Raw genomic sequence first — 24,038 nt, forward strand, 5'->3', positions numbered from 1 at the left:
ATAACCGGAAGCGAATCCACGGTTCATTGGGTTACCTATCTCCTGACCGATTTGAAGCTGAGTACTATAAAAGCATTTGTAAGCAACGTTAGTTGGTGTCTACTTTCTTGACAGAGGTCCAGTCCCAATGATTGACGGGGAGGGCACTTGAGGACAGCCTGATTTTTTTGAAAGCGGCCCATCAGTCTTCTACTTCCACCTTGATGAGAATACACATTATAGAACCAAAACTGGGCGATTGTCATAGGATGAGGAATTGAGAAATCCGATTGAACAAGGAGGGAACCGCAGGTGAATGTTGTTAAGCAAACTCGCGATTGGTACCCGTTTATCGGCCCGTTTGACCCATGTCCGCCTATATATGTGAAAACTTATTATGTTCCGCCAAACCAGTATATTCCGTTTCAGCCAATGGGACTGCAGCAATTTTCGCTTCAAGACGCGCTCAGGTTCGGCACGTTATGGCCGGCTCTGTTCAGCCCTTATGAATCGAAATGCGGCAAGGGGGCAGGCAATGAATAAGAAGCTGGATGCGAATTATTATAGCAAGCTCCTTGAGCTGCAGCAGCTTGATTTTGCATTGGTTGAGCTGACCCTTTATTTGGATACGCATCCCAATGATCTGCAGGCGATTCAGCAGTTTAATCAGCTGGCAAAGCAGCGGCAGCAGTGCGCACATGAATTTGAGATGCTGTATGGGCCGCTTATGCAATTTGGACATAGCTACTCCAAATATCCGTGGCAATGGATTGAGACTCCATGGCCTTGGCAGGTGTAGTGGAAGAGCGTGATGCAGAACATAGAAGTGCGTTTGGGAGGGATGGGCAAGGATGTGGATCTATGAGAAGAAGCTGCAGTATCCCGTTCGGGTAAGCAAGTGCTGTCCGCGTACGGCAAAATATTTGGTGGAGCAATACGGCGGAGCGGATGGAGAGCTGTCTGCGGCGCTGCGGTACTTGAATCAACGGTATACGATCCCGGACAAAGTGGTCGGACTGTTGACTGATATAGGCACAGAGGAATTCGCGCACCTCGAAATGATCGCCACGATGATCTATAAGCTGACGAAGGATGCGACGCCTCAGCAGCTTCAAGAGGCCGGATTGGGAGAGCATTATGCCAATCATGACAGCGCGCTTTACTATAATAATGCTGCTGGCGTCCCGTGGACTGCCGCATACATCGCATCCAAAGGCGATCCGCTGGCTGATCTCTATGAGGATATCGCCGCCGAGGAGAAGGCGCGGGCGACCTATCAATGGATTATCGATATGACGGATGATGTGGACTTGCAGGATAGCTTGAAGTTTCTACGCGAGCGGGAGATCGTTCATGCCATGCGCTTCAAGGAAGCGGTCGAGATTATTAAAGCGGATCGGGATACGAAGAAGATTTATTGATGCGCTGTCTGCGTTGCACAAAAGAAGAGTACGCTTTCTGGTCACCCCTGTAGGTGGCTGTCAATCTTATAAAGGGAATTCGCCACTTGCCGATTATAGGCAGGTGGTTTTATTAGTTGCTGTCACTAATAAAAACATATTAAAACAATCGGAATTATATGTTATTATAATTGAAGAACACAAAATTTGCATAAGGAGAGACATTCACAATGCCAATTACTACTTTTAAAGCGTCAGCACATTTGCAGGAGGGTGTAGTTGTAAAGGTACGCTCCAGAAATTTCGAATTCACAATCGATGAGCCCAGAAGCTTGGGCGGAACAGATACAGGTCCGAATCCTGTGGAGGCGCTGCTCGGCTCATTGGGCGCGTGCCAAGCCATTGTAGCGAGAGTATACGCTAAGAAGTTTGATATTCAGCTTGATGATTTCTGGGTAGAGCTTGAGGGTGACCTTGATCTGGACGGGTTCTTCAAGAGATCAGATGTCCGTCCCGGCTATTCTGATATTCGTTATACGTTCCATATTAAAACGGAATCGCCCAAGGAACGTGTTGAGCAGTTCATCGAATTTCTGGAGCAGACATGCCCCGTAGGAGACACGATTGCGAATACAGTTAAACTTCAATTAAGCGGTATTGTCATTGAATCCTGATGATTAATTCGGCTCTCACGCGATATCAACAATAAGAATTGTATGCGAAAAAACCTCAGTCCGATGGAACATCAGACTGAGGCCGCTTTGGGTTTCGTTATAGCGTTATTGTTTTTTTGCCCGACTTGCCCCACTTTACAATGGCTATGCTGTCTTTTATTAATTTTTTTGGATCAGTATTTGCATTCTGGTCGGATATCTTGACTAAAAGATGCAAACTAACCAATCCACGACTTCGGTGTTCAATGTTCCTCATTACTGGCTCATCCGAGAAAACAACGATATCGTTCTTTATCTTTTCAGATGGTTCAAAATCAAATCTAACATTATCCATTGACCAGAAATTCCGATTGTCAATTTCGAATGTAACCATGATTAATTTATACTCTCCATCTTTCTCCAGCAATTTTGGATTGACATCGTGAATTTCAAGCATCTTACTTCGATCATGAGCCGTGTTTCGAATGCTCTCGATCCAGTTATCATTGCTGCTTAACGTTTTCTCATCGATGGCAGATACATGAATCTCATGATTGAATCTGACAAAGTAAGTAACGAATATGAACGAGACCAAAAGTACTGAAACTAGACCAAAGATAAGTTTTTTAGACACGAATTCTCCTCAATCACCATAATGATTTATTCAAACCTGAAATATTTCAAGTAATTAGAATCTTTTGCAATCTCCTGATCTTCTTCCCAAGGAATATTATGAACAAATACATAATATTCCACCGAATTAATATCCGCTCTCTTAAATTTCCTATTTTCATATTTTGACTTTACGAACTTTTCAGCAGTTGGTGCTTCGTATACCTGCTCCTCCTGTACTGCAGTCTGATTACCTTGCGCAAGAGCGAATGGTGTTGCTGTTAATATACCAAAATCAGTGCAGTAACTGTAACGGTGATTCTCTTCATACATAATCTTCATATCACATATTTTTTGTCAGCTTTCAGTGAATAATAATACATCAGCACATTAAAGTTGTAAATAAAAATATAAAATGTTTACAAATGTAAAATTAGTAATGCTTGAGAGCCGCATCCACTCTAATAATGATTCCTCCAAGCTTGCTAGATTGCTGCTGCCATATCTGACTAATATACATCACGGGCATATCGTTTGGCCTGAGTCATATCTTTCACATATTGCTCCGCTTCCAGCTTGCTTTTACCGCCGTGCTGCTGGATGATTTGCTTCAGCGCGGCATCGACATCCTTGGCCATTCTGCTGGCGTCCCCGCATACATAGAAGTGAGCGCCTGCCTGTAGCCATGACCATAACTCTGCTCCATGCTCTTCCATTCGATGTTGAACATAAATTTTCTCGCCCTGATCACGTGAGAACGCCGTATCGAGGCGATGAAGAATGCCGTCCCGCTGCATATTCTCCAGCTCCTCTTGGAAATAGAAATCATCTTCCGCTCTTTGTTCACCGAAAAAAAGCCAATTTCCCCCTGTAGCACGGGTAGCTTGACGTTCCTGAAGGAAGCCGCGAAAAGGCCCGACACCAGTTCCAGGTCCAACCATAATGATTGGCGTATCTGGATTGGGAGGAAGCTTGAAATGAGAGGTCTTCTGAATAAAGATAGGCACCTCGGACGCTTTCTCAGCACGATCAGCCAGAAAGACGGAGCAAACGCCATTTCTGGCGTTGCCGTTGAACGCATAGCGCACCGTAGAGACGATAATATGCACTTCGTCAGGATTCCTTGTCGGACTGGAGGAAATCGAATACATTCGAGGCTGCATTGGTTTGAGCAATCCAACAAAATCATTTGAGCTGATGGATAAAGGAAACTCCTGCAAGAGATCGACGATCTGGCGCCCCCACAGCCATTGCTTCAGCTCTGCGCTGTTCTCGCTCTTCAGAAGAGTCCCTAGCCTATCGCTATTAATCCGTTCTTGGACAGCTTTCAGGATACCGGTCGTTATTCGAGAAATATCGCAATATCGAGCAAGAGCCTTGGCTAGCGGAAGTGTCCCTTGTTCCTTGACCGTCACAAGCTCGGAGGAATCTAGATTGACCGCACGCAGGATCTCCTCGACGAGCGTTGGACAATTTGTCGGCCAGACACCTAAAGCATCGCCAACCTCATAGTCCAGCCCACTGTTTGTCAGGTTGAAAATATAATGGCGCGTTTCTTTCTCCGAGCCCTCTTTGCTAAGACGCTGGTTGGCAATAATCGTTGCCGGGAATGGTTGCTTGCGGCTATAGCTGCGTAGTAAAGCAGACTCCTCGGCAGCAGCGGGTTGTGCGGTTTGGTTCACTGTGCTGAGGGCTATTGGGAGCGAGGCTGAAGCTTCATCGGCATGGGCGGCGCTATCAAGCTCTTTGGCAAGTGAGGCCATCCACGCGTCGGCTTGCTCCTGAAAGTCAGTATCGCAATCGATGCGCGGGATAAGGCGCTGTGCGCCCAGCTGTGCAAAACGAGCGTCAAGGCTGCGTCCAAATCCGCAAAACAGATCATAATTGGAGTCGCCGAAGGCCAGCACGGCATAACGCAGCCCGGGCATCCGTGGAGCGCTGTCAGCTTGGAGCGATTGCCAGAAGCCAGCGCCATTATCCGGCGGATCACCGGCTCCGAACGTGCTTGCCATACATATAACAAGCTTCTCGGAAGCAAGGCTCTCCATGGAACAGCTGTCCATATTCATGAGTTGGACATGATGTCCTGCTGCTTTTAATTTATTAGCGCAATTCTGGGCTGCTTCCTCGGCATTACCGGTTTGTGAAGCCCACAGCACCATTATGCGCAAGGAGTGGGATGTGTCCGTTTGAGCCGAAGGAGCTGCATCTGGTTGTAATGAAGGAGCCGGCGGAGCAAGTGTTGCTTGCATGGAATGAGTTGTCGCCAGTGGCGGGGCGTGCTCTGGTTCTGGCAAATAGGTTCGAGAGAACATGCCTGCAAGCATGCCATCGAGCCAGAATCTCTTGGACGTCTCAAGCGGCGCAGTAGGAGGCAGGACGGGAACGCCCGCCACAGGCCGCAGCTCATCGGTCCGCAAGCTTGTAATAAAACCAGTAAGATACATTTTCTCATGGCTGTCCAGTGTCATGGCGGACGCGGCTTCAATGCCAAGCATGCTGGCAAGTGTGTCAACTTTGGCCATATAAATTTCCTCCTTTTGGATGCTGCTCTCGGCGCTGGATGCCGAATAAGAGACTGCGGCTCCTGGTTGAGATGAATCGGCAAGCTTTTCTTTTGCAGGGCTGACAGCACGGACTAGCGATACTGCGCAAAATTTGAACTCCGGCTGAAAGGATATCGGATCAATGGCATCATTGGTGACAGCATTGATTGCGAGATTATTGCCGAATACATCATTCCAGTGAAACGGGGCGAAGCAATTGCCTGGACGAACTCTATCGGTAATGACAGCGGGCAATATTGCAAGTCCGCGTCTTGAGCGAATCTCGACCTGATCTTCATTATTTATGCCAAGGAGTGCTCCATCCTCAGGGTGAATTTCAATAAACGGGCGGGGGTTCAGTTTATTCAGCTTCGCAATCTTCCCTGTCTTGGTCATGGTGTGCCACTGATGCTGCAAACGGCCTGTATTCAAGATGAGTGGATAATCCATATCCGGCAGCTCGGCAGGCGGCGCATAGGGACGAGCTAGAAAGATGCCCTTGCCACTTTCAGTCGGAAATACAAGACGTGGACGGCTGCCATCCTCGCGCACCTTCAAGGTTTGACTTATGCCATCATTCAAATAGCGGATTGGGCTGCGGTCAGATTGGCTTGCCGTAGCACATGGCCATTGCAGGGGAGTTTCACGCAGCAACTCGTAGGAAGCGCCCCGAATATCATAACCAGTCTTGGGATTCCAAGCTTGTTGAATCTCACGATAGACATCTTCTGAGGACGTGTATGTGAATGCCTCGGAATAACCCATTTCACAAGCAACGCGGGCAATGATAAGCCAATCCGGCAGCGCTTCGCCCGGCGGCTGTACCGCTTGCTGCATCAATGTCAAATTTCGCTCGGAGTTGATCATAACACCCTCGGCCTCGGACCATAATGCGCCTGGAAGCATAATATCCGCATATCGATTGGTCTCTGTATCGAGAAAAGCATCCTGCGTAATAATGAGCTCAGCAGCCTCTAAGCCTGCGATAACGTTGTTGCGATTGGGAACCGTGGCTACGGGATTCGTGCATATAATCCAGCAAGCCTTGATGTCCCCAGACTTCATGCTTTCGAACATGGAGACCGTGCCTGTTCCGAACGTCGTTCTGAGCGTGCCCCGCGGCAGCTTCCACATGTCTTCCATAAAATAGCGTTCCGATTCTACCAGAACAGAACGTTGTCCCGGCAGGCCGGGGCCCATGTACCCCATCTCGCGACCGCCCATCGCATTGGGCTGACCCGTAAGCGAGAACGGACCGCTGCCGGGGCGGCAGATTTTTCCGGTTGCCAGATGCAGGTTGCAGATTGCATTCGTATGCCAGGTGCCATGCGTGCTTTGGTTCAAGCCCATCGTCCAGCAGCTCATCCACTCGGGCGACGAGCCAATCCAGGCGGCTGCTTGGCGAATATCAGCCTCTGGAATGCCGGTAATTTCAGAAACTTTATCGGGCGGGTAATCCTCTAAAAAGCCGGGCATATCCTCCCATCCAGAAGTGAACTCAGCAATAAAAGAAGGATCGATATCGTTATTCTTCACAAGCAGATGCAAGAGGCCATTAAGAAGAGCGAGGTCAGTGCCAGGTTTGATTTGCATATATAGCGAAGCTTTATCTGCTGTAGCATTTCGGCGAGGGTCAACTACAATGAGCTTGGCGCCCGCTTTAACTCGGTCCATAACACGCAAGAACAAAATCGGATGGCAATCAGCCATATTGGCTCCAATAACGAAAAATAAATCGCTGCTGTCCATGTCCTGATAAGAGCCGGGCGGGCCATCCGCTCCGAGTGACAGCTTATAGCCGCTGCCGGCGCTGGCCATGCATAGACGGGAATTCGACTCGATATGGTTCGTGCCTACATAGCCTTTCGCTAATTTATTAATCAGATATTGCGACTCCAATGACATCTGACCGGATACATAAAAGGATAGGGCGTCAGGGCCATGTTCATCGAGAATGGCGCGAAGCTGCTTGGCAGTTTTGCGGATAGCCTCGTCAATGCCGACTTTTCTCGGCTCGCCCCTGCGGACGGGACGCTCGTAGGCATATTCCATTCGGCCCGATTCTGTAATGGCTTGTGCGCAGGTATTGCCCTTGGTGCAGAGCCTTCCGAAATTGGTAGGATGCTCTTTGTCACCGGTCACTTTGACGACACGGTTGGCTTCTACTTCGAGCACGATTCCGCATCCAACGCCGCAATAGGGGCATACACTTTTTACTGATTTGGTTGTTGTCATCATGGTTCACCACCAACATGGAGCGTAATATAAGCAAAATAGAGGCCTGTGTCTCAGTGATTTAGAAACTAAACATAACTATTTATAACTAGATATGTTCAAATATATATCGCACTACGATTCAAGTCAATAAGCAAATGTTAAGTTGTCTAACATGAATTTAGAATTTTTTTTGGACATCTATCTAAATCCTTTATATTGAGTTAGATAATCTCACATAAGATTCTGCTTGCTGTGGATAGGTGACGCTTCCTTGTTTTTAATTGTCTGCGCAATTGGATTGATATAGACTGGAGGTAATCCTTCTTAATGTTAGGAGCTGGACATGACCAGGAATCGGTTGCCCAAAAATGTATATGAAGAGCTCGCATCGTTTCGATATCGGATCCGAAAGTTTATTCGTTTTAGCGAGGAAGCTGCAAGAAGCAAGGGCCTTACCCCGCAGTATCACCAGCTCATGTTGTCTATTATGGGGTTTCCCGGAAGGGAACAGGCTACACCTAAGGAATTGGCAGAGCGGCTGCAAATCACTCCGCATGCTTGTGTGGAGCTTATAAAGCGCTGTGAGGAGCTTGAGCTCGTGCAGCGATTGCCGAATCCGCAGGATGGACGCAGTATTTTTATACGTGTGACAGAATCCGGAATGGACATTTTGGAGGAGCTATCCGAAATTCATGTCGAAGAATTAAAAAGAGCGGGCTTGCTTGCGTTTTAAGTTGCAAAAAAAAGAGGGTGTCACTAGCAGCAACCTGCTGAGAGACACTCTCTTTTTGTTGTTGTGTTGCTATATCAACTCCAATGCTTGTTGATTATGTTAGGAAAACTGACATAAGGCATAAAAATTATTGCTTTATGTCGTAAAACGATATATATTGATGAAGGATGATATGGTTTAGATATATTTGATGTGGTTTAGATTTGAGTGGGGAAGGATGGGGTGGCAAGAGAAATGCAGAGACAACGCAAGAAGAACAGTTGTTCAGAAGATCGGGTCATGAGCTTCTGCTCTCTGTTCTTATTTAGAAAAGAAGTTTTGTTCGAACGAGGATGCCGCCAATAAGGATGACCGTATTTACGTTTCCAGCAATATTTCGCCAGTTCGTGTCAAGTCATAGCCTGTAATGTTCTGCAGCTCCTTCTTGAAATCATCTGATCCGAGAATGTGGAGGAGAGATTGAATCCACGATTGGTTGTTTGCGGTTTTGAGCATGACGAGATCATAACGCTCCTGAATTAACGGAATAAAGTCGATGTTCCCTACAATGGCAGCTGCTTTCTCTATTCCAACGCCAACGTCTGCTTCACCTGATGCCACTTTTGAAGCTACACCGAGATGATTGTTTTGTTCCTGTTCATAACCATGAAGCTGCTGCGGCTTGATACTATGCAGACGGAGCTGTTCATCCAGCAGTACACGGGCGCCGGAGCCCTTCTCCCGATTCGCAATTCGCAAGCCTGGAGCGGCTAGATCGGACCAGCCCTTAATCGACAGCGGATTGCCCTGCTTGACATACAGACCCGCATTTCTGGAAAGCAGATTGACGACGATATAGGAGGAGCCGACGAGCAGCTTTCTAATATAGGGAAGGTTGTATTCGCCTGTATCGCCATCGAGCAGATGAGTGCTGACGATGTCGGATTCGCCGCGATACATCGAGATCAGACTGTCAAGGCTTCCGACATAAGCGCGCAGCGGTCGAATGCCGTCTATATTTTTTTCTATATGCTTTGCTAGAATATCTAGACTAAGGTCCTGACCCGTAATAACGAGGGGCCGGAGCCCTGTATGGAAGGCTTGCGTATGCGTATATGATCGCGCGGGCTGGTCTGCTGCTGCTGGGCGCTCATTAATAGGTACGCCTTTGGCTCGCTGCTTGTAGGCTTCAAGGTCGGCGGAGTCCACACGCATCTGTTTGCCTACCCGGTACGAAGGCAGCTCGCCCTTTTTTATAAGGTCATACACGGTCAGCTTGGATATTTTCAATAGCTTGGCAAGTTCTTCGGTCGTATACGAGACATCGCTGGACATGGCGCTCCTCCTTATTCGCTTTGTTGGCTGTTCGTTATCATTATTATTGTACCATATTAAGAAGCGGACGTTTTGTCCTTAGGAGGTTATCGTGTGTTGAAAAAAACGATTAATGGTTGCCTGTTTCTCTCTATTATTGTTGCAATGGCTCTGGTAGTTGCTAGCTGCGGCACAGCACCAAATACGAATAGCAATGCGGGCAAGAACGGTTCGGCGGAAGGTGCAGTCTCGTCCAACCAGCAGCCAGCCGAAACGGTAGAGCTGACGATCTCGGCAGCAGCGAGCATGACTGATGCTTTGACGGAAATTCAGAAAGCATATGAGGCCGCTAATCAGCATATTAAGCTTAGCTTCAACTTTGGCGCATCCGGTGCGCTGCAGCAGCAAATCGAGCAGGGGGCGCCAGCCGATTTATTCCTGTCTGCGGCAGTTAAGAACATGAAGGCGCTCGTTGACAGCCAGCTGATTGATGCGAATCAACAAACGAATTTGCTGAAAAATGAGCTTGTTGTTGTAGTGCCGGCAGACAGCACAACGCCGATTGACAATGTAGCCGATCTAACGAAAGCGGAAGTGAAAACATTGGCCATTGGCATTCCGGAAAGCGTGCCTGCCGGCAACTATGCCAAGGAAGCGCTGACGAATGCAAAGCTGTGGGACGCTCTGCAATCCAAGTCCGTACAGGCGAAGGACGTCAGACAGGTGCTGCAATATGTAGAAACCGGAAATGCAGATGCTGGCTTCGTTTACAAAACAGATGCGCTAACATCCGATAAAGTAAAAGTCGCTTTCGCGGTTGATGCAGCAACTTATAAGACGATTCAATATCCGATCGGTATCGTAAAAGCGACTAAGCATGCCAAGGAAGCCGAGGATTTCTATACGTATTTGCAATCACAAGAAGCGCTTGACGTATTTGTTAAATATGGCTTTTCTGTTTCGAACCAGTAGAGGCACTTATGAATGGGCATGAATTTTGGCAGCCGATCCGGCTATCCATACAAATTGCATTGCTATCGAGCGTAGTTGTCGTTCTGATCGGTATGATCATTGCATGGTGGATGTCCCGCCGCTCGTTTAAAGGCAAGATCATAATTGAAACGCTATTCATGCTGCCGTTGGTGCTTCCGCCAACGGTAGTAGGCTTTTTGCTGCTTGTTATGCTGGGACGACGAAGCTGGAATTCGGAGCTACACTGATGATTGCGGGGAATATTCCTGGCAAGACACAGACGATTCCAACCGCTATTTACGTTGCGGTCGATTCGGGCAATACGACTATGGCATGGGCATGGACAGGCGCTATTATTGCACTATCTTTCATACTGCTATTTACTGTTCGGAGGAGCTCTTAATATGTGGCAGTAGGAGGAAGGGCTCCGACATACTCGTTTTTCAGAAAATAAATAAAACCGCTTCGAGGTATAATCGAGCGGTTTGCCGTATGATAGCAGGATTCAGCCTTCGTTCACTTCTGTTACCTCTACTGCCCGGTGCTTGATGCGTGAATTTTCCGCCGCCATGCCCAGAGCATCAGCGACCTCTGTAGATTTTCGAACATTGCGCAATATATACTCCGGTTGGCTAGTATCTGTCGAGATAACGGTAATATCACCAATGCCTAGCATACGCTCGAATAGATTCCGTTTCGTGGCAATGTCACGTACCCGATACAGACGGATTTCTTCGCGCTTCTTGGTCAGCAGCCCTTTCTCAACAATAATTCTCGTATCCGTTATTACATATTTCGTAAAGCTGGGAAACCCAAAGTTGAATGGCTTTCCTTCCCAAATAATGTTCTCCATTCGCGTTGTCCCCCCTCGTATCTATGAATCCTTAAAGTGATTTTAAGCCATTTTGCGACATAATAACAGGAGATTTTTCAGTTTTCTTCAATAATGATAATGCACCAAGTTTTGTAATTGTTTTCCTGCCGTAATTGCCACTCGTATTATCGTAGCCATCGACTAATCTGCCACCCATGATATATGAATATGAAGTAGTATGAAGAGCATTCATCGAGGGGCAAGTTTGATCTCCTGTTGTCTGGGTGAAGCTTTCTCCTGAATAAATAATGGGTATGATGGGAAAATTCTAACTGTCGCACCTATGTTTCGGGGTGGCTAAGAAATGGCTGACAGGAGGATCAATGATGATGTGGAGGACACTGGCTGCGTACCTTCCAGGCTGGGAAGTGCTTGTACAGGCTGTCATCGTATTTCTAGTTCCGTTTGTATTGTCAATTTTCTACGGCCGGATTAGTAAGCAGGAGACAGAAAGATGACAGCAGGACACTCCGGCGGATCGGAGGAATCGGAACAACGGTTGCAGGAATCGAACTTCACAGGAGATTTAGTGAGTGATCTTAAGCTGCTTCAAAAATGTTGCGAGCGCCATTCTGATACACGCATTCGCGAGCTTCATATCGGTCATACAGATGTTCGTGCAGCGATTGTCTTCATAGAAGGTCTGTCGAACAATAGCGAGATTCAGAACAATATCATCCGGCCATTGATGTCCAATTTTGCCGAAAGATATGAAGGGGACGCCTCCTATGCGGAGGGGACGGTATCGGGCTCATTCCTCATCAATAACGTTCTGTCGGTCAGTGAATGGGCGGCACAGTCGCGTGTTCAGGAGGTTATGACCGCAGTATTGGCAGGCAGCACCGCACTTCTAATCGCCGGATCAAAGGAAGCCCTCATTCTCGGTACAACCAAAGGAAAGGCCAGATCGCTGGAAGAGCCGGTATCCGAAGCGGTTGTAAGAGGGGCTAGAATCGGATTCACCGAATTATTGAGCGATAATATCGCTATTTTGCGGCAGCAGGGCAAATGTGATGAGCTATGCATCGAGCGGTTCGTGGTCGGCAAGCGAGTGAAGAAGGACCTTGTCATTGCTTATATGGAGGAGATCGCTAACCCGCAATTGGTTGAGGAGGTTAAGCGGAGAATAGCCGGAATCGACATGGATATGGTTCATGAATCCGGTTATGTGGAACAACTGATCGAGGATAGTTATCTTAGCCCCTTTCCACAGCTTCAAAGCACAGAGAGACCGGATCGAGTCATGGCGGCATTGGTGGAAGGCAGGGTTGGCATTCTGCTTGATGGAACACCCTTCGCGCTTATTGCTCCCGTCACGTTCAGCATGCTTCTGCAATCCCCGGAGGATTACGCTGAACGCTGGATTTCGGGCACGCTCTTTCGTCTTCTCCGGCTGCTGGCTGCATTGAATTCACTGCTTGTACCTGCGCTGTATATTTCGTTCATCTCGTTTCATCCGGGATTAATTCCGACGAAGCTGGCAATGTCGATTCTTGGAACGAGAGAAGGAGTCCCCTTCTCCTCACTGGTGGAAGCGTTGATTATGGAGGTTTCCATTGAAATATTGAGGGAAGCGGGACTGCGTTTGCCTAAGCCGATCGGGCCTGCTATGGGAATTGTTGGAGGACTGGTCATCGGTGAAGCCGCTGTACAAGCGGGCATCGTCAGTCCGATTCTGGTCATCGTGGTGGCAGTGACGGCTATTTCCTCCTTTGCGATACCTCAATACAATGCCGGCATCACGCTGCGGATGCTTCGCTTCATCGCTATGTTCTGTTCGGCTGTGCTTGGATTATATGGCGTTGTGCTGTTTTTCCTGTTGCTTTGCAGCCATATGGTCAAGCTCAAGAGCTTCGGCGTTCCTTATGCCAGTCCTGCTTCATCCATTCGGATAAGCGATTGGAAGGATTTCTTCATTCGTGCTCCCATTCCGTTTATGAAAAGCAGGCCTAAGCTGCTCCATACCAAGAACACGAAACGGAAGGGCTAGGGGGTTGCTGTCTCATGGATGAGAATGATTATATAACGCCGGCCCAAGTTGCAGTCGTCATTATCAATGCGATGCTCGGAGCAGGGATTCTCACCCTTCCCCGTACTACTGTGAACGCGGCGCACACGCCCGATGTATGGCTCAGTATTATGGTAGGTGGATTCGTCATCATTCTGTTTGGAATGGTGTTGGTGAGATTAGGGCTGAGATACAGAGGCCAGACATTCTATCAATACGTCAGCAGAATTACCGGGAGATGGATTGGAGCATTTCTGAGTTTGGTTGTTATTGTTTATTTTATGCTGGTGGCCTCCTTCGAGGTTAGAGCTTTGTCTGAGGTGACAGGGCTCTATCTGTTAGAGGGGACCCCGTCATGGGCCATCATCATGCCCTTTCTGTGGGTGGGAGGCTATTTGATTCGCGGGGGAGTGAGTGCATTAGCCCGTCTGTGCGAGGTCATACTTCCGATCACGGGCATTATTTTTTTTCTGACGATGTTTCTTAGCTTCGGCATCTTCGATATTCACAATATGCGTCCGGTGCTGGGATTAGGCATGACACCGGTGCTTAAAGGAATTGAACCGGCCCTGCTCTCTTTTATCGGCTTCGAGACCATTATCGTTCTGCAGGCATTTATGAAAAAGCCCGAGAAAGCTGCCAAATCTGTCATCGCGGGGATATTGATTCCGACTGCGTTCTATGTCACGACTGTCGTTATGGTTATTGGAGCACTGACTGTAGATGGTGTTGTAACGAAAACATGGCCGACAATGGATTTGATACGAAGCTTCGAATTGTCGGGACTCATCTTCGAGCGCTTCGAATCCTTCCTGCTGGTCATCTGGATTATGCAGATATATTCTACTTTCACCATAACCTGTTATGCCTCAGCTCTGGGTATTGCACAGCTGACCGGAAGGAATCTGAAATCCGTCATTACCGTGCTGCTGCCTGTTATCTATATTTTATCAATGGCACCGCACAGTCTCAAAGATTTAAACAAGCTCGGAGATATGTTGGGCCTTACTGCTCTCTGCTTGTTTGGTCTGCTTCCGCTGCTGCTGCTCATTCTGTCCAAATGGAAGGCGGGAAAGAAGGATGGGACTGTATCCTAATCTCAAACGGGCTTTTGTCATGCTGTGGCTGTTGTTATTAACCGGCTGCTGGAGCAGCAATGAGATCGAGGATTTAAGCGTATATGTGGGAATCGCGCTGGATAAAGGCGAGGTGACCGCTGAAGAGCAGCAATTGAGGGAGCAAGGCTCGGCAGAAAAAAATATCGACAAGGTCACCGCAACGCTCCAAATCATTTCATCGAAATCTTCCAGCAGTAGCGACCAGTCCACGAAAACTGACCAGAAGCCGTTTATTAATACGGCAGGAACGGGTGATTCTGTATTCGAGATTTTTCGCGAGTTCGCCTCAAGAAGGGATCAGCCTGTTATCGGTCATCATATGAAGATCGTTGTCATTAGCGGAGGACTGGCGCGGGCTAATCGGCTCGACGATATGCTGGATTTCTTTTATCGGGATAATGATATCAGACCAAGCTGTTTTGTGGTGGTGAGCAGAGGGGAGGCGAGGAAGACGCTTGAAACAAAGGTCCCCGGCGGTATCCCTGCTTTCCGGTTGGTTGGCATGTTGGATAATCGGAATCGGACACTTGAGGTCATCCCCTCGGTATCGCTTTCCAAGCTGCAGGGTTATTTGCAATCCGGGACAAGCTTTATTCTGCAAAATGTTTTGTCCGCCCAGGGAGAAATTAAATTCTCAGGCGCTGCTGTAATAAAAGGGGAAACGAAGAAGCTTATCGGCTATCTCAGTGAAGAGGAGCTAAAGGGACTCGTCTGGCTGACAGGCAGCGGCAAGGGCGGACTGGTCAAAGCCTATGATCACAACGATTCCGGCAGATCAATGGCCTATGAGATGAAGTCGATGAAAAGCACAATCAAATCTCGTGCAGACGGCAAGAAGTTATCGTTTGATGTGAATATTGAGTCCGAGGGCCGGCTAATCGAATTATGGAACCATGCTTCTATTTTTAACCGGCCTGCGACGAAGGAGCTTGAAGCTATTTTTGAACAGAAGGTCCGTAGGCTGATCGATCAAGCGATTAAGAAGATGCAGCAGCAGTATCGGGTGGATGTCGCTGGCTTTGGCAGCCATGTTCGAATCGAGCATCCCCGATTGTGGCAGTCAGTGAAGAAGGACTGGGATTCGGTATTCAGCCAATCTCTGATCCATTACAAGGTAAAGCTGAAAATAACGGAGTTTGGAAGTTTGATCGATTAGGGTCACAGGGCAGGCAGGCTCCCAATGAATGGCCTTCAAGGAAACAGGCCACATTATAAGGGAACAAAACCGAAGGGGGACCATGAAATGCTTGAAACGAATGATATGAAGCAGGTGCTTCATTATTTGCATGCGGAGATAGTCCGGATCGAAACGATTAGCGGTACGTTAGCAAGCGTCGAACACGAGCATTACCAGAAGCTGACCAACTTTGATCAGAAGGAGCTGGTTGATATTGCGGTAGAGGAGCAAAGCGCCGCCCGGCAGCTTGGTGCTGTAAAGCAGATGTGCCTGAACATGTCCCAGCAAATCGATGGGATGATACGCAATATGGATCGGGGAGCCGGAGATGAAATTCATTAAGAATATGGTTCGCAATGTCATGAATGAGGCTATGGATGAAGCGTTATCCCGCTTAATCAAGGATCAATATACGGAGAATATGGCGGCAATGATTCCGGTTGGGCGAAAAGTCGGATTTCCGAATTTCACGGAAATTCTTATGCGCTCCTCGCAAGGAACGCCGATTCCCCGGCCGCTCGGAAGCTATATCCACTTCTCCCCTTGGGAGAGCCTGCTGTTCAGTCCTGTTCATTTGTTCCGCATGCCGACACCGGAGCAGGTGCGTATTGAAACCTCTGTCACAATTGGACCGCTCGCCAGAAAGCCGCTGACGATCGCGATTCCGATTATGATCGCTGCGATGTCGTTCGGAGGCGCTCTGAGCAAGAGCGCCAAGCTCGCTCTTGCCAAAGCAGCGACTGCGGCCGGAACGGCCACGAACTCCGGCGAAGCGGGACTGATGAGGGAAGAGCGGGAAGCGGCTCAATTGTTTATTGGTCAATATAACCGGGGCGGATGGATGAATACGCCCGATAAATATAAACAGCTGGATGCGATTGAAATTCAGCTCGGCCAAGGAGCGCAGGGCTCTGCCTCGCAACGTACCTCGGTCAAGAACATTGGGGAGGATTACCGGGAAGTATTCGAGCTGAAGGAAGGGGAGCCAGCCATTATTCATTCCAGGCTTCCCGGTGTGAATACGGCAGATGATTTCATCCAGCTTGTAAGGCGGCTCAGACATGAAACCGGTGTGCCTGTTGGGTTGAAAATCGCTGCTACACATCATTTGGAGAAGGAATTGCAGATCGCGCTTGAAGCGGGAGTCGATTTCTTGACGCTGGATGGAGCAGAGGGCGGAACGCATGGAGGCGCTCCAACGCTGCAGGACGATGTCGGTCTGCCAACGCTGTTTGCGATTACCCGCGCTTCGCATTATTTGGCGCGCAAAGGAGCAACCGGCAAGGTTAGCCTGATCGCGACAGGCGGGCTGGTTACCCCTGGCAGCATGCTGAAAGCGATGGCGCTAGGGGCTGATGCCGTTTACATTGGAACAGCCGCGATTCTGGCTCTAATCGGGGAACAGCTCGTTAAAACCGCGCCATTCGAAGCAGCGACAAGCCTTGTCGTCTACACGGGGAAGATGACATCTGAGCTGGACGTCGACGCTGGGGCCCGCAGCTTGCTGCGTTACTTGAACGCCAGTGTCATGGAAATGGAGCAGGTTGCCCAGTCGCTCGGCAGAACCTCGCTTTCCGACATCTCGAAGAGCGACTTGTGCACACTCGATGCCGACGTCGCCCGTACGACCGGTATACAATGGGGATGGACAGCGGCGGATCAGCAGGCGGAAGCGTTAAGCGCGATCCCATTCACTATGCCGCATCCCGATCATATTGGCGCCAAGGACTCCAGCGAGCAATTTGACTCCAGCCTCCACTAGAAATATCCTCACGAGTTGAATTTGGGGCAGGATTCGCCGAGTTTTCTGATTTGCAACTGTACTCTCAGGCTTGACACGTAGCATCTGTAAGAGGATTATTCCGTCTTACGGCGCCGGGCGCGCCGTTATTCCGTACTGTAACACGGAAATTCCTGCTTACAGCAATAGCGGAAGTAGTAACTGCGCCTCGTTGCGATCTATAAGAGGATTATTCCGTCTTACAGCGCACGGCGCACCATTTTTCCATGCTGTAACACGGAAATACCCGCTTATAGCGAAAGCGGTGGAATTTTTCGCCTGCTAGCGTTTGGTCAATGGTCAGTACAAGGAGCCGGATAGGACGGCCTTCCGCTCGAAGTGCTGAAGGGCGCTCCGGAGGGATTTCCGATTGAGGAAGCGCCTTCGATGGAGGAAGAGTTTGCGCCGGGAATTTCGGCGGACGAGTTCAAGCAGATAGCCAAACGGCTGAAGCAGGCAGGCAATATCAACGACCAGCAGCATCCTTTAAAGAGAAGCGGCCTCCAAACCCGTTTAATACAGGATAGGAGGCTGCTTTTGCACATAAAATAGGGTCCGAAACAGAGCAGAGGGAATGATTTTGGGGAAGCGTAAGCGCTCGCGATCGGAAGAACATCCCCCTTGCCAGGTGACTCTGTTCGTTAGCCCGGCATCCTGTTCGCTATCGATTCAGCGAATGCTGCTTCATCGCAGCCCCCGCGACGACGGTCTTGTTTCTTCCCGATTCCTTGGCTTGATAGAGCGCCTGATCCGCCAGATGGAACAGTTCATCCGGGGAATCGGCATGCGCCGGATATTGGGCGATGCCGAGCGAGATTGTAATCGGCTTGCCAATAGGGCTTCGTGTTTTTTCAAGCGATTGGCGAATTTTTTCGGCTGCCTCATAGGCGTCGTTGTCTGTCATATGTTGAAGCAGCATGACAAATTCCTCACCGCCATATCGACAGCACACATCAGTGGAGCGGGCAGCTGCTGTCATTGCAGCCGCTAGAAACTTCAATACCTCATCTCCGGCTTGGTGTCCGTAGGTGTCATTCACCAATTTGAATCTGTCGATGTCCAATACGACGATTGCGAACGGCGTTTGCTCTAATGTCCATTGATTCATGATGGCATCTAGCGTTCTGCGGTTCATTAAGCCTGTCAACGGATCAGTGATGGCATCATGTGTCAGCTGATCCCTTTCTTTTTTATAATCAGCCAATGCCAGAATGATCGCTTCCGTCAACAGGTCAGCCTCTCGGTTCCAATGCCGTTTTCTCTCTGGGAGGTTGAATTTCTCAGTGCCTACTGTGCTGATGAGATTGGCGAGAGCAACGAAGGGCTTGGCCAATCTGCGTGCGAGCAGGACAACTGCCAGCATCAAGATAGCGAATGGCGGCAATGTATAAAGCACAATCGTTGTAATATGCCGCATTAACTGTTCATAGATCATACTGGTCGGTGAGACTACTACAACACCCCAGCCGTTAGCCGGAACATTGGAATATCCCGCGAGCAGGTTCACTCCTTTCAAATTAACTACCTGTTCATGTCCGCTGTGGCCCTGCATCAGCTTGTGAACGACCTTATTGGCGCTGACATCCTCACCTAACCGCTCCTTGTCAGGATGATACAGCAAATGGCCGTCAGACCCGACGATGTAGAAATAGGAGCCCGTATCGTCTCTGCTGGTGCTTCCGAAGATCATATTCAATATGTTGTTTTCCTGAAGATAGAGCGTCCCGCCGATAAACCCGCGATAAACGCCCTCGTGGTCATACAAGGGCTCGCTCATAAATACGATAAGTCGGCCTGTAGTGGTCGTCGTGTATGGCTTGGAGACATAAGGCTTTCTTGAAGCCAATGCATCCTTTGCTGCGGCTCCGGCAATCATTTTACCGCGAGAACCGATTGATTGGGGGGAGACACTTTGAACAAGCCCCGTCTCATCCACAATAATAATGGAATTGAAATAGTTGCTGCTGTGCCGCATTAGCTCAAGATGGCGGTTGATATCCTTATCGTCCATAGCGGTAATATCAGCAAAAATGCCAGCGTTATATTGCAAGCTGCCCCTCATCGAAATAAACAAAGAGTCCACGGTCTGACTCATCTTCTCCGCGTTGGACAGATTCAAGTTAAGTGTCGTTTCAAACAAGGACTGCTTTTTGGACTGATAGGAAGAAATAAGCAGGATCGTCAAGGTCATAATAACGGATAGAGAAACCAACCCGGTTAGAAGCGTGGTCAAACTAACACGATTTCGTTTCATAAATTTGTTCTGGTAAAGCTGCTGCATGTCTGGAATCCCCTCGTTAGTTGCAGTTTCATTCGTATTTCATGCTCTCTTACTAATTCGACATCATGCGCCAAAAACCTGTCAAAGCCGGAACTGACGCCGCCTCATGTAACTTTACATGGTTTTCGAAATAGATGAAAGCAGGTTTAGAATGATGAAAATATATTGACAATTCATTATATTGCCTTTACCATAGACACACGCTTAGTTTCCGGGTGTCATTCCGGAAAGCGGGGGAACCAGTTCTTTTGGGGCGAATCACTTTTTTTATGAGTGTAGGGTACCATCTTACCCGAGTCCGTCAGCTAACCTCGTCAGCAGTGGATGGGTCTGTTTCATATTTTAATTGAGACGCTAAGGCCCTTGTTAAGGGTCTTTTTCTGTTTATTTCTAGACCCCTGCTGGCGGAGCTGTGCCAAGACCCCGGACTGGAGGTCTTTTTGCTGTTCCATTCGTTGCACAAATCGCGTAGAGGGGGAAAAATATTGGCCAAAGCAAAATATATAATGAATGTTGACAAGTTGACCATGCTGTCCGAAGCCGAGAGAGAGCGACTCAAGCCAATAACTGAAAAGTTTGTTTTTCGCGTCAATGATTACTATTTGAACCTCATTGATTGGAATGATCCGCAGGACCCGATTCGCAAGCTTATCATCCCCGGCGAAGGAGAGCTGCTGGAATACGGGCGCTGGGACGCGTCGGATGAGGATACGAATTATGTCGTGCCCGGCTGTCAGCACAAATATGGGAGCACCGCGCTTCTTATCGTGTCCGAGGTTTGCGGCGCTTACTGCCGGTATTGTTTCCGCAAGCGGCTGTTCCGCAACGATGTCAAGGAAGCGATGTCCGATGTCCAGCAAGGCATCGACTATATTAAGGAGCATCCCGAGATTAGCAATGTGCTGCTTACCGGAGGCGACAGTCTTATTCTGGATACGGGGAAAATAGAAATGATTCTCCGCCAGCTGCGCGAGATTGAGCATGTCAAAATTATTAGATTCGGCTCCAAAATCCCTGTATTCAACCCCATGCGGATCTATGAGGATCCGAGATTGCTGGAAGTGATTCGCACTTACTCCACACCCGAGAAGCGAATCTACGTCATGGCGCATATCAATCATCCCCGTGAAATTACATCCGAAGCCAAACAAGGCTTTCAGGCACTGCATGATGCCGGTGCTATCGTAGTCAACCAGACGCCTGTGCTGAAAGGCATTAATGATGATCCCGCAGTTCTGGGCGAGCTGCTGGACAAACTATCGTGGGCTGGCGTTACTCCCTATTATTTCTTCGTCAACCGGCCTGTAGCAGGCAACCGTGAATTCGTCCTTTCCCTGGAACAGGTCTATCGACTCGTTGAGGAAGCGAAGGGCCGCACTTCCGGCTTGGGCAAGCGTGTTCGACTTGTCATGAGCCATACATCAGGAAAGATTGAAATATTGGCAATCGAGAATGGCAAAGCTTATTTGAAGTATCATCAATCCCGCGAGGGGCAATATGGAAATTTCATGATACTGGATTGCCCGCAGGAGGCCTCCTGGTTTGACGATCTGCCGGGAAATGAGGCTTACTGGAGCAAGCCCGAGAAGAAAACGGAGCAGATTGTTTCTGTCAACCAGCTTCCGGATTTTCCCGAGAAGAGAGGCAAAATAAAGAAACAGCTGATCGATCAAGTGCCTTGACAGACGAATCCAAACAACACGGACCGAATACATAATGAAGCGGTTCGTCGCATCATCTGAGAGCACTATTATAGAGAGCTGCCGCATGCTGGATTGAATTGTACTGCGGGCAGCTCTTTTTTGCGTTATTGGAGTCCGAACCGCTTGGATAGCCCGTCAAACATAAGGTTCATAAATTCAGTAGGTCCCGGCAGCTCGGGATTGATGAGCAGAGTGACAGCCAGCACGAATGCGCTCGCTGTAATGACAAGAATGGCGAGCCTGGATCTCTGTTCCTTTGCGGCCTTGTACTCTCCCCATATAATCAAGCCCGCGATCAGGCAAAGACCAGCAGCAGCCATCCATTTCATATAAAATCGCTCCTATCGCCCGTTATTTGTGAATGATGGTTTCGTCCGGCACGCCCTGCGGGCTTTCAGATTTTCCCGACCGCATAATGAGCACGTCCACCTGTAGTCCAGTCTCGATATTGGGATAGATGCTCTCCCATTTGGAGAGATTGGCATTCCATTGCTTGGGGTAATGGCGGCGGAATTCAGCAGCATAGCCGAAAAAATCAGTCTTGAGCTCCTTCTGTGCAAGATTGATGGCCGATTGAACGATACCGGTCATTTTTTCCTTCCAAAGCTTCTCAATGTCTTTCACTTGATTAGGAGCAGCGAGCGACAGATCAGTCGTATTCAGCACAATATCGCCTCTTGCCTTCACATGAGCTTGTATGCTCCATACTCCGTTACGGATGCGCGGAGTCAATGTTGTGTTGATGGTGGACGGCTTAATGGCAACAACGCCCTTGCTATTATTATCGGGCTGTACGCTGAAGACAATATCCTCCAGCTGATTCAACATGATTAACATGCCTATACTTAAGGGCTCCGTGATCGTGCGGATGTAAGCAGCTTTCTTGAAGAGCGCGAGACCTCGAATATAGGGGATGGAAGCAAGCTTGTCCTTTCCCTCCTCCGGGGGAGGTATCTTCAAACGGGAGAGGACGGCTGATTGCCCGGGGCCCTCTATCGACTTGGCCAGGTCGAGAATGGTGACCCTTGCACCGAGCTTCATAATGCCCATCTCACGCATCGCTTCGGCCGAGCTGCGCTCCAGCGAAGGCAGCTGCGCCAGTATTTCTTTAGCTGGCTGCTGACTGACATAAACGTATGCATGCTCACGGAATTGGGAATAGCGCAGCAGGAAATCGAGATATTCGCGCAGACCGCGTTTGGCAGCGCTCTGTCCGATGACGACAGCCTCGGAGTGTCCCCAGAACACATGGCGGGATAACTTTCTCTGCAGCCGGCTCATAGCCTCGGCCAGATTGCTGCCATTCGCGCTTTTTACGATTGTAGTTCCGCTGGCAGTGCCTTCACTGCTGCCGCTCGGACTACCTCCGCCGCTTTGGCGAGGGCTGTAGATTTGTGCGGACAAGAGAATTCCCTTGCCCTCCGGGCTGTCGATGCCTAAGGCGAGTACGATGGCCAGATCATTGATTTCGGTCCGATCCCAACAGCCAGTCAGCGTTACAGCGATCATGGAGAGGGAAAGTGTCAGTGCAGCAATTCGCGATAGACAAGCAGTCACTCTCGCCGTCATGGGGATGTCTGTCCTTTTCTTTGTTTCTGGATTTTTTTTCTAATTGCCCCGATTCCAAGCAGCAGAGCTGGCAGTATAAGCAGCATGACAAGCGTATAAATATTGGCAGAAGCGCTGATCATGCTGCTTATATCCGACTTGCCGCGAGCAATCCAGTAGGCAAATACTGTACATAGGAATGCTGTCGGAATCACGACCGGACGGTAGTCCTTCATGCCAAGCCACTGGGCGATGGATAGCGAATAGATGTACAGAAAGGTAGAGATTTTGACGTAAATACCGGATATCCAGAGGGCAATTACAAGTGCTTCGAGATGCTGCATGAAGTCGGCAATTGTAATGTAACGGGCAGCAATCATAACAGGATAGACGAAGCTTGCTGTCATATCGCCCATCAGGAGCAGACATACGACATTGGTGACAACCATGGAGAGTGTGACATATAGAACGGACAGCATGCTTTTGCGGACAACCTTGCTACGATTGTGCACGAACGGGAGCAGAAAGGCGATGAGAATAAACTCACTGAACCAGGCTGCGGGCGCAAGCGCTCCGACAATCGACGGCCGCAGTCCCTTTTCCCCAATGGGCAGCAGGTCTGCGGGGTGAAGCTCTCCAATTAACAGCACGAACAGGAATGCAGCCAGAAAAATAAACAGCACGACGAAAATTTGAGCGCTTCTTCCAATAACCTCAATGCCTGAACGGACATTGATGGCACAGACCAGCACCATAGTACCCATAATGACGTACATCGGGGTTTGGGGCAGCGCATTGCTAATAATGAATTCACCATAGGTGCGAATGATCAGCCCCGTAATATGGGGGAGGTATAACATATAGATCAGACCGAACAGCTTGCCCGGAACAGCTCCCAAAATAGATACGCTTGCTTCGATCATCGTACGGTCGGGATAGAGCTTGTTCAGACCCAGAGCGACGAATACGGTAAGCAAGCCGACCAGTGAGCCCCAGAAGGGGGAGAGCCACATATCATGACCGGCATGAGCCATCGTAATACTGGGAACGGACAGAATGGAGGTAGCCAATATAGCGGGATAAATCATAATGTTCATCTGCGCCAGCGATATTTCCCCCTGTTTCATCATTGCCCGAGCACCCC

General features: G+C 49.0%; 23 protein-coding genes, 1 pseudogene and 1 riboswitch. Of the genes and pseudogenes, 15 read left to right on the forward strand and 9 right to left on the reverse strand.

The window, feature by feature from the left end:
- Positions 1–291: 291 nt before the first annotated feature.
- The 4 genes from L6H65_RS22075 (at position 292) to L6H65_RS22090 (ending at position 2,053) form a co-directional block, all read left to right on the forward strand.
- Positions 292–522 carry a spore coat associated protein CotJA gene (locus L6H65_RS22075; RefSeq protein WP_236344973.1) on the forward strand — a complete coding sequence of 77 codons (231 nt, stop codon included), beginning with the start codon at positions 292–294 and terminating at the stop codon, positions 520–522.
- Positions 515–778, forward strand: a complete 264-nt coding sequence (locus L6H65_RS22080; protein ID WP_236344974.1) for a spore coat protein CotJB — start codon at positions 515–517, stop codon at positions 776–778. Before L6H65_RS22075 ends, L6H65_RS22080 begins: the two co-directional genes overlap by 8 nt.
- 52 nt (positions 779–830) lie before the next feature.
- Positions 831–1,400, forward strand: coding sequence for a manganese catalase family protein (locus L6H65_RS22085; protein WP_219874323.1), 570 nt, complete (start codon positions 831–833; stop codon positions 1,398–1,400).
- 209 nt (positions 1,401–1,609) lie between these two features.
- Positions 1,610–2,053, forward strand: a complete 444-nt coding sequence (locus tag L6H65_RS22090) for an OsmC family protein (protein ID WP_236344975.1) — start codon at positions 1,610–1,612, stop codon at positions 2,051–2,053.
- Positions 2,054–2,150: 97 nt separating this feature from the next.
- Here L6H65_RS22090 and L6H65_RS22095 read toward each other — a convergent pair whose 3' ends face one another.
- The 3 genes from L6H65_RS22095 to L6H65_RS22105 all read right to left on the reverse strand — a co-directional run bounded on the left by L6H65_RS22095 (position 2,151) and on the right by L6H65_RS22105 (position 7,428).
- A complete protein-coding gene (locus L6H65_RS22095) occupies positions 2,151–2,666 on the reverse strand; it encodes a hypothetical protein (RefSeq protein WP_236344977.1) in 516 nt (171 codons plus the stop codon).
- 26 nt (positions 2,667–2,692) lie between these two features.
- On the reverse strand, positions 2,693–2,977 hold the full coding sequence (locus L6H65_RS22100; RefSeq protein ID WP_236344979.1) for a hypothetical protein: 285 nt from the start codon (positions 2,975–2,977) through the stop codon (positions 2,693–2,695).
- Between the two features lie 176 nt (positions 2,978–3,153).
- On the reverse strand, positions 3,154–7,428 hold the full coding sequence (locus tag L6H65_RS22105) for a sulfite reductase subunit alpha (RefSeq protein ID WP_236344980.1): 4,275 nt from the start codon (positions 7,426–7,428) through the stop codon (positions 3,154–3,156).
- A 322-nt stretch (positions 7,429–7,750) separates the two neighbouring features.
- On the opposite strand from L6H65_RS22105, the gene L6H65_RS22110 reads away from it, so the two are divergent.
- Positions 7,751–8,140, forward strand: coding sequence for a MarR family winged helix-turn-helix transcriptional regulator (locus tag L6H65_RS22110; protein ID WP_236344981.1), 390 nt, complete (start codon positions 7,751–7,753; stop codon positions 8,138–8,140).
- A gap of 357 nt (positions 8,141–8,497) precedes the next feature.
- Here L6H65_RS22110 and L6H65_RS22115 read toward each other — a convergent pair whose 3' ends face one another.
- Complete coding sequence (locus tag L6H65_RS22115) at positions 8,498–9,454, reverse strand: helix-turn-helix transcriptional regulator (RefSeq protein ID WP_236344982.1); 957 nt, start codon at positions 9,452–9,454, stop codon at positions 8,498–8,500.
- Between the two features lie 96 nt (positions 9,455–9,550).
- On the opposite strand from L6H65_RS22115, the gene modA reads away from it, so the two are divergent.
- Both modA and L6H65_RS22125 read left to right on the forward strand, forming a co-directional pair.
- Positions 9,551–10,405, forward strand: coding sequence for a molybdate ABC transporter substrate-binding protein (gene modA / locus L6H65_RS22120; RefSeq protein ID WP_371877756.1), 855 nt, complete (start codon positions 9,551–9,553; stop codon positions 10,403–10,405).
- 8 nt (positions 10,406–10,413) lie between these two features.
- A pseudogene (locus L6H65_RS22125) lies at positions 10,414–10,808 on the forward strand (molybdate ABC transporter permease subunit).
- Between the two features lie 102 nt (positions 10,809–10,910).
- Here the strand turns inward: L6H65_RS22125 and L6H65_RS22130 are convergent.
- Positions 10,911–11,258, reverse strand: coding sequence for a PH domain-containing protein (locus tag L6H65_RS22130; protein ID WP_236344983.1), 348 nt, complete (start codon positions 11,256–11,258; stop codon positions 10,911–10,913).
- A 344-nt stretch (positions 11,259–11,602) separates the two neighbouring features.
- Here L6H65_RS22130 and L6H65_RS26640 point away from each other — a divergent pair, with 344 nt between their 5' ends.
- The 7 genes from L6H65_RS26640 to L6H65_RS22160 all read left to right on the forward strand — a co-directional run bounded on the left by L6H65_RS26640 (position 11,603) and on the right by L6H65_RS22160 (position 17,914).
- The gene (locus tag L6H65_RS26640) at positions 11,603–11,737 is read left to right on the forward strand and encodes a hypothetical protein (RefSeq protein ID WP_290370464.1); all 135 of its coding nucleotides are present in this window, start codon (positions 11,603–11,605) and stop codon (positions 11,735–11,737) included.
- Positions 11,734–13,269: a spore germination protein gene (locus L6H65_RS22135; RefSeq protein ID WP_236344984.1), complete on the forward strand. Its 1,536-nt coding sequence runs from the start codon at positions 11,734–11,736 to the stop codon at positions 13,267–13,269. Before L6H65_RS26640 ends, L6H65_RS22135 begins: the two co-directional genes overlap by 4 nt.
- A 14-nt stretch (positions 13,270–13,283) precedes the next feature.
- A complete protein-coding gene (locus L6H65_RS22140; RefSeq protein WP_236344985.1) occupies positions 13,284–14,384 on the forward strand; it encodes a spore germination protein in 1,101 nt (366 codons plus the stop codon).
- Entirely contained in the window at positions 14,368–15,561 is a 1,194-nt protein-coding gene (locus tag L6H65_RS22145) for a Ger(x)C family spore germination protein (RefSeq protein WP_236344986.1), read from the forward strand. The genes L6H65_RS22140 and L6H65_RS22145 overlap by 17 nt, the downstream gene beginning before the upstream one ends.
- Before the next feature lie 87 nt (positions 15,562–15,648).
- Positions 15,649–15,924 carry a hypothetical protein gene (locus L6H65_RS22150; protein ID WP_236344987.1) on the forward strand — a complete coding sequence of 92 codons (276 nt, stop codon included), beginning with the start codon at positions 15,649–15,651 and terminating at the stop codon, positions 15,922–15,924.
- Complete coding sequence (locus L6H65_RS22155; RefSeq protein WP_236344989.1) at positions 15,911–17,344, forward strand: FMN-binding glutamate synthase family protein; 1,434 nt, start codon at positions 15,911–15,913, stop codon at positions 17,342–17,344. Before L6H65_RS22150 ends, L6H65_RS22155 begins: the two co-directional genes overlap by 14 nt.
- Positions 17,345–17,749: 405 nt before the next feature.
- The gene (locus L6H65_RS22160) at positions 17,750–17,914 is read left to right on the forward strand and encodes a hypothetical protein (RefSeq protein ID WP_236344990.1); all 165 of its coding nucleotides are present in this window, start codon (positions 17,750–17,752) and stop codon (positions 17,912–17,914) included.
- 109 nt (positions 17,915–18,023) lie between these two features.
- On the opposite strand, the gene L6H65_RS22165 is transcribed toward L6H65_RS22160, so the two are convergent.
- Positions 18,024–19,643, reverse strand: coding sequence for a sensor domain-containing diguanylate cyclase (locus L6H65_RS22165; RefSeq protein ID WP_236344991.1), 1,620 nt, complete (start codon positions 19,641–19,643; stop codon positions 18,024–18,026).
- A gap of 191 nt (positions 19,644–19,834) precedes the next feature.
- A riboswitch (cyclic di-AMP (ydaO/yuaA leader) is annotated at positions 19,835–19,978 on the forward strand.
- Positions 19,979–20,128: 150 nt separating this feature from the next.
- Here L6H65_RS22165 and L6H65_RS22170 point away from each other — a divergent pair.
- Complete coding sequence (locus L6H65_RS22170) at positions 20,129–21,325, forward strand: KamA family radical SAM protein (RefSeq protein ID WP_236344992.1); 1,197 nt, start codon at positions 20,129–20,131, stop codon at positions 21,323–21,325.
- Between the two features lie 125 nt (positions 21,326–21,450).
- Here the strand turns inward: L6H65_RS22170 and L6H65_RS22175 are convergent, their stop codons facing one another.
- From L6H65_RS22175 to L6H65_RS22185, 3 genes are read right to left on the reverse strand one after another with little or no spacing between them, the layout of a single operon-like run.
- Complete coding sequence (locus L6H65_RS22175; protein ID WP_236344993.1) at positions 21,451–21,675, reverse strand: hypothetical protein; 225 nt, start codon at positions 21,673–21,675, stop codon at positions 21,451–21,453.
- Positions 21,676–21,697: 22 nt separating this feature from the next.
- Entirely contained in the window at positions 21,698–22,915 is a 1,218-nt protein-coding gene (locus L6H65_RS22180) for a Ger(x)C family spore germination protein (protein ID WP_236344994.1), read from the reverse strand.
- Positions 22,912–24,024, reverse strand: a complete 1,113-nt coding sequence (locus tag L6H65_RS22185; RefSeq protein ID WP_236344995.1) for a GerAB/ArcD/ProY family transporter — start codon at positions 24,022–24,024, stop codon at positions 22,912–22,914. Before L6H65_RS22185 ends, L6H65_RS22180 begins: the two co-directional genes overlap by 4 nt.
- Between the last annotated feature and the right edge of the window lie 14 nt (positions 24,025–24,038).

This window comes from Paenibacillus plantiphilus, assembly GCF_927798095.1.
In the GTDB taxonomy this organism is placed as follows: Bacteria; Bacillota; Bacilli; order Paenibacillales; family Paenibacillaceae; genus Paenibacillus_Z; species Paenibacillus_Z plantiphilus.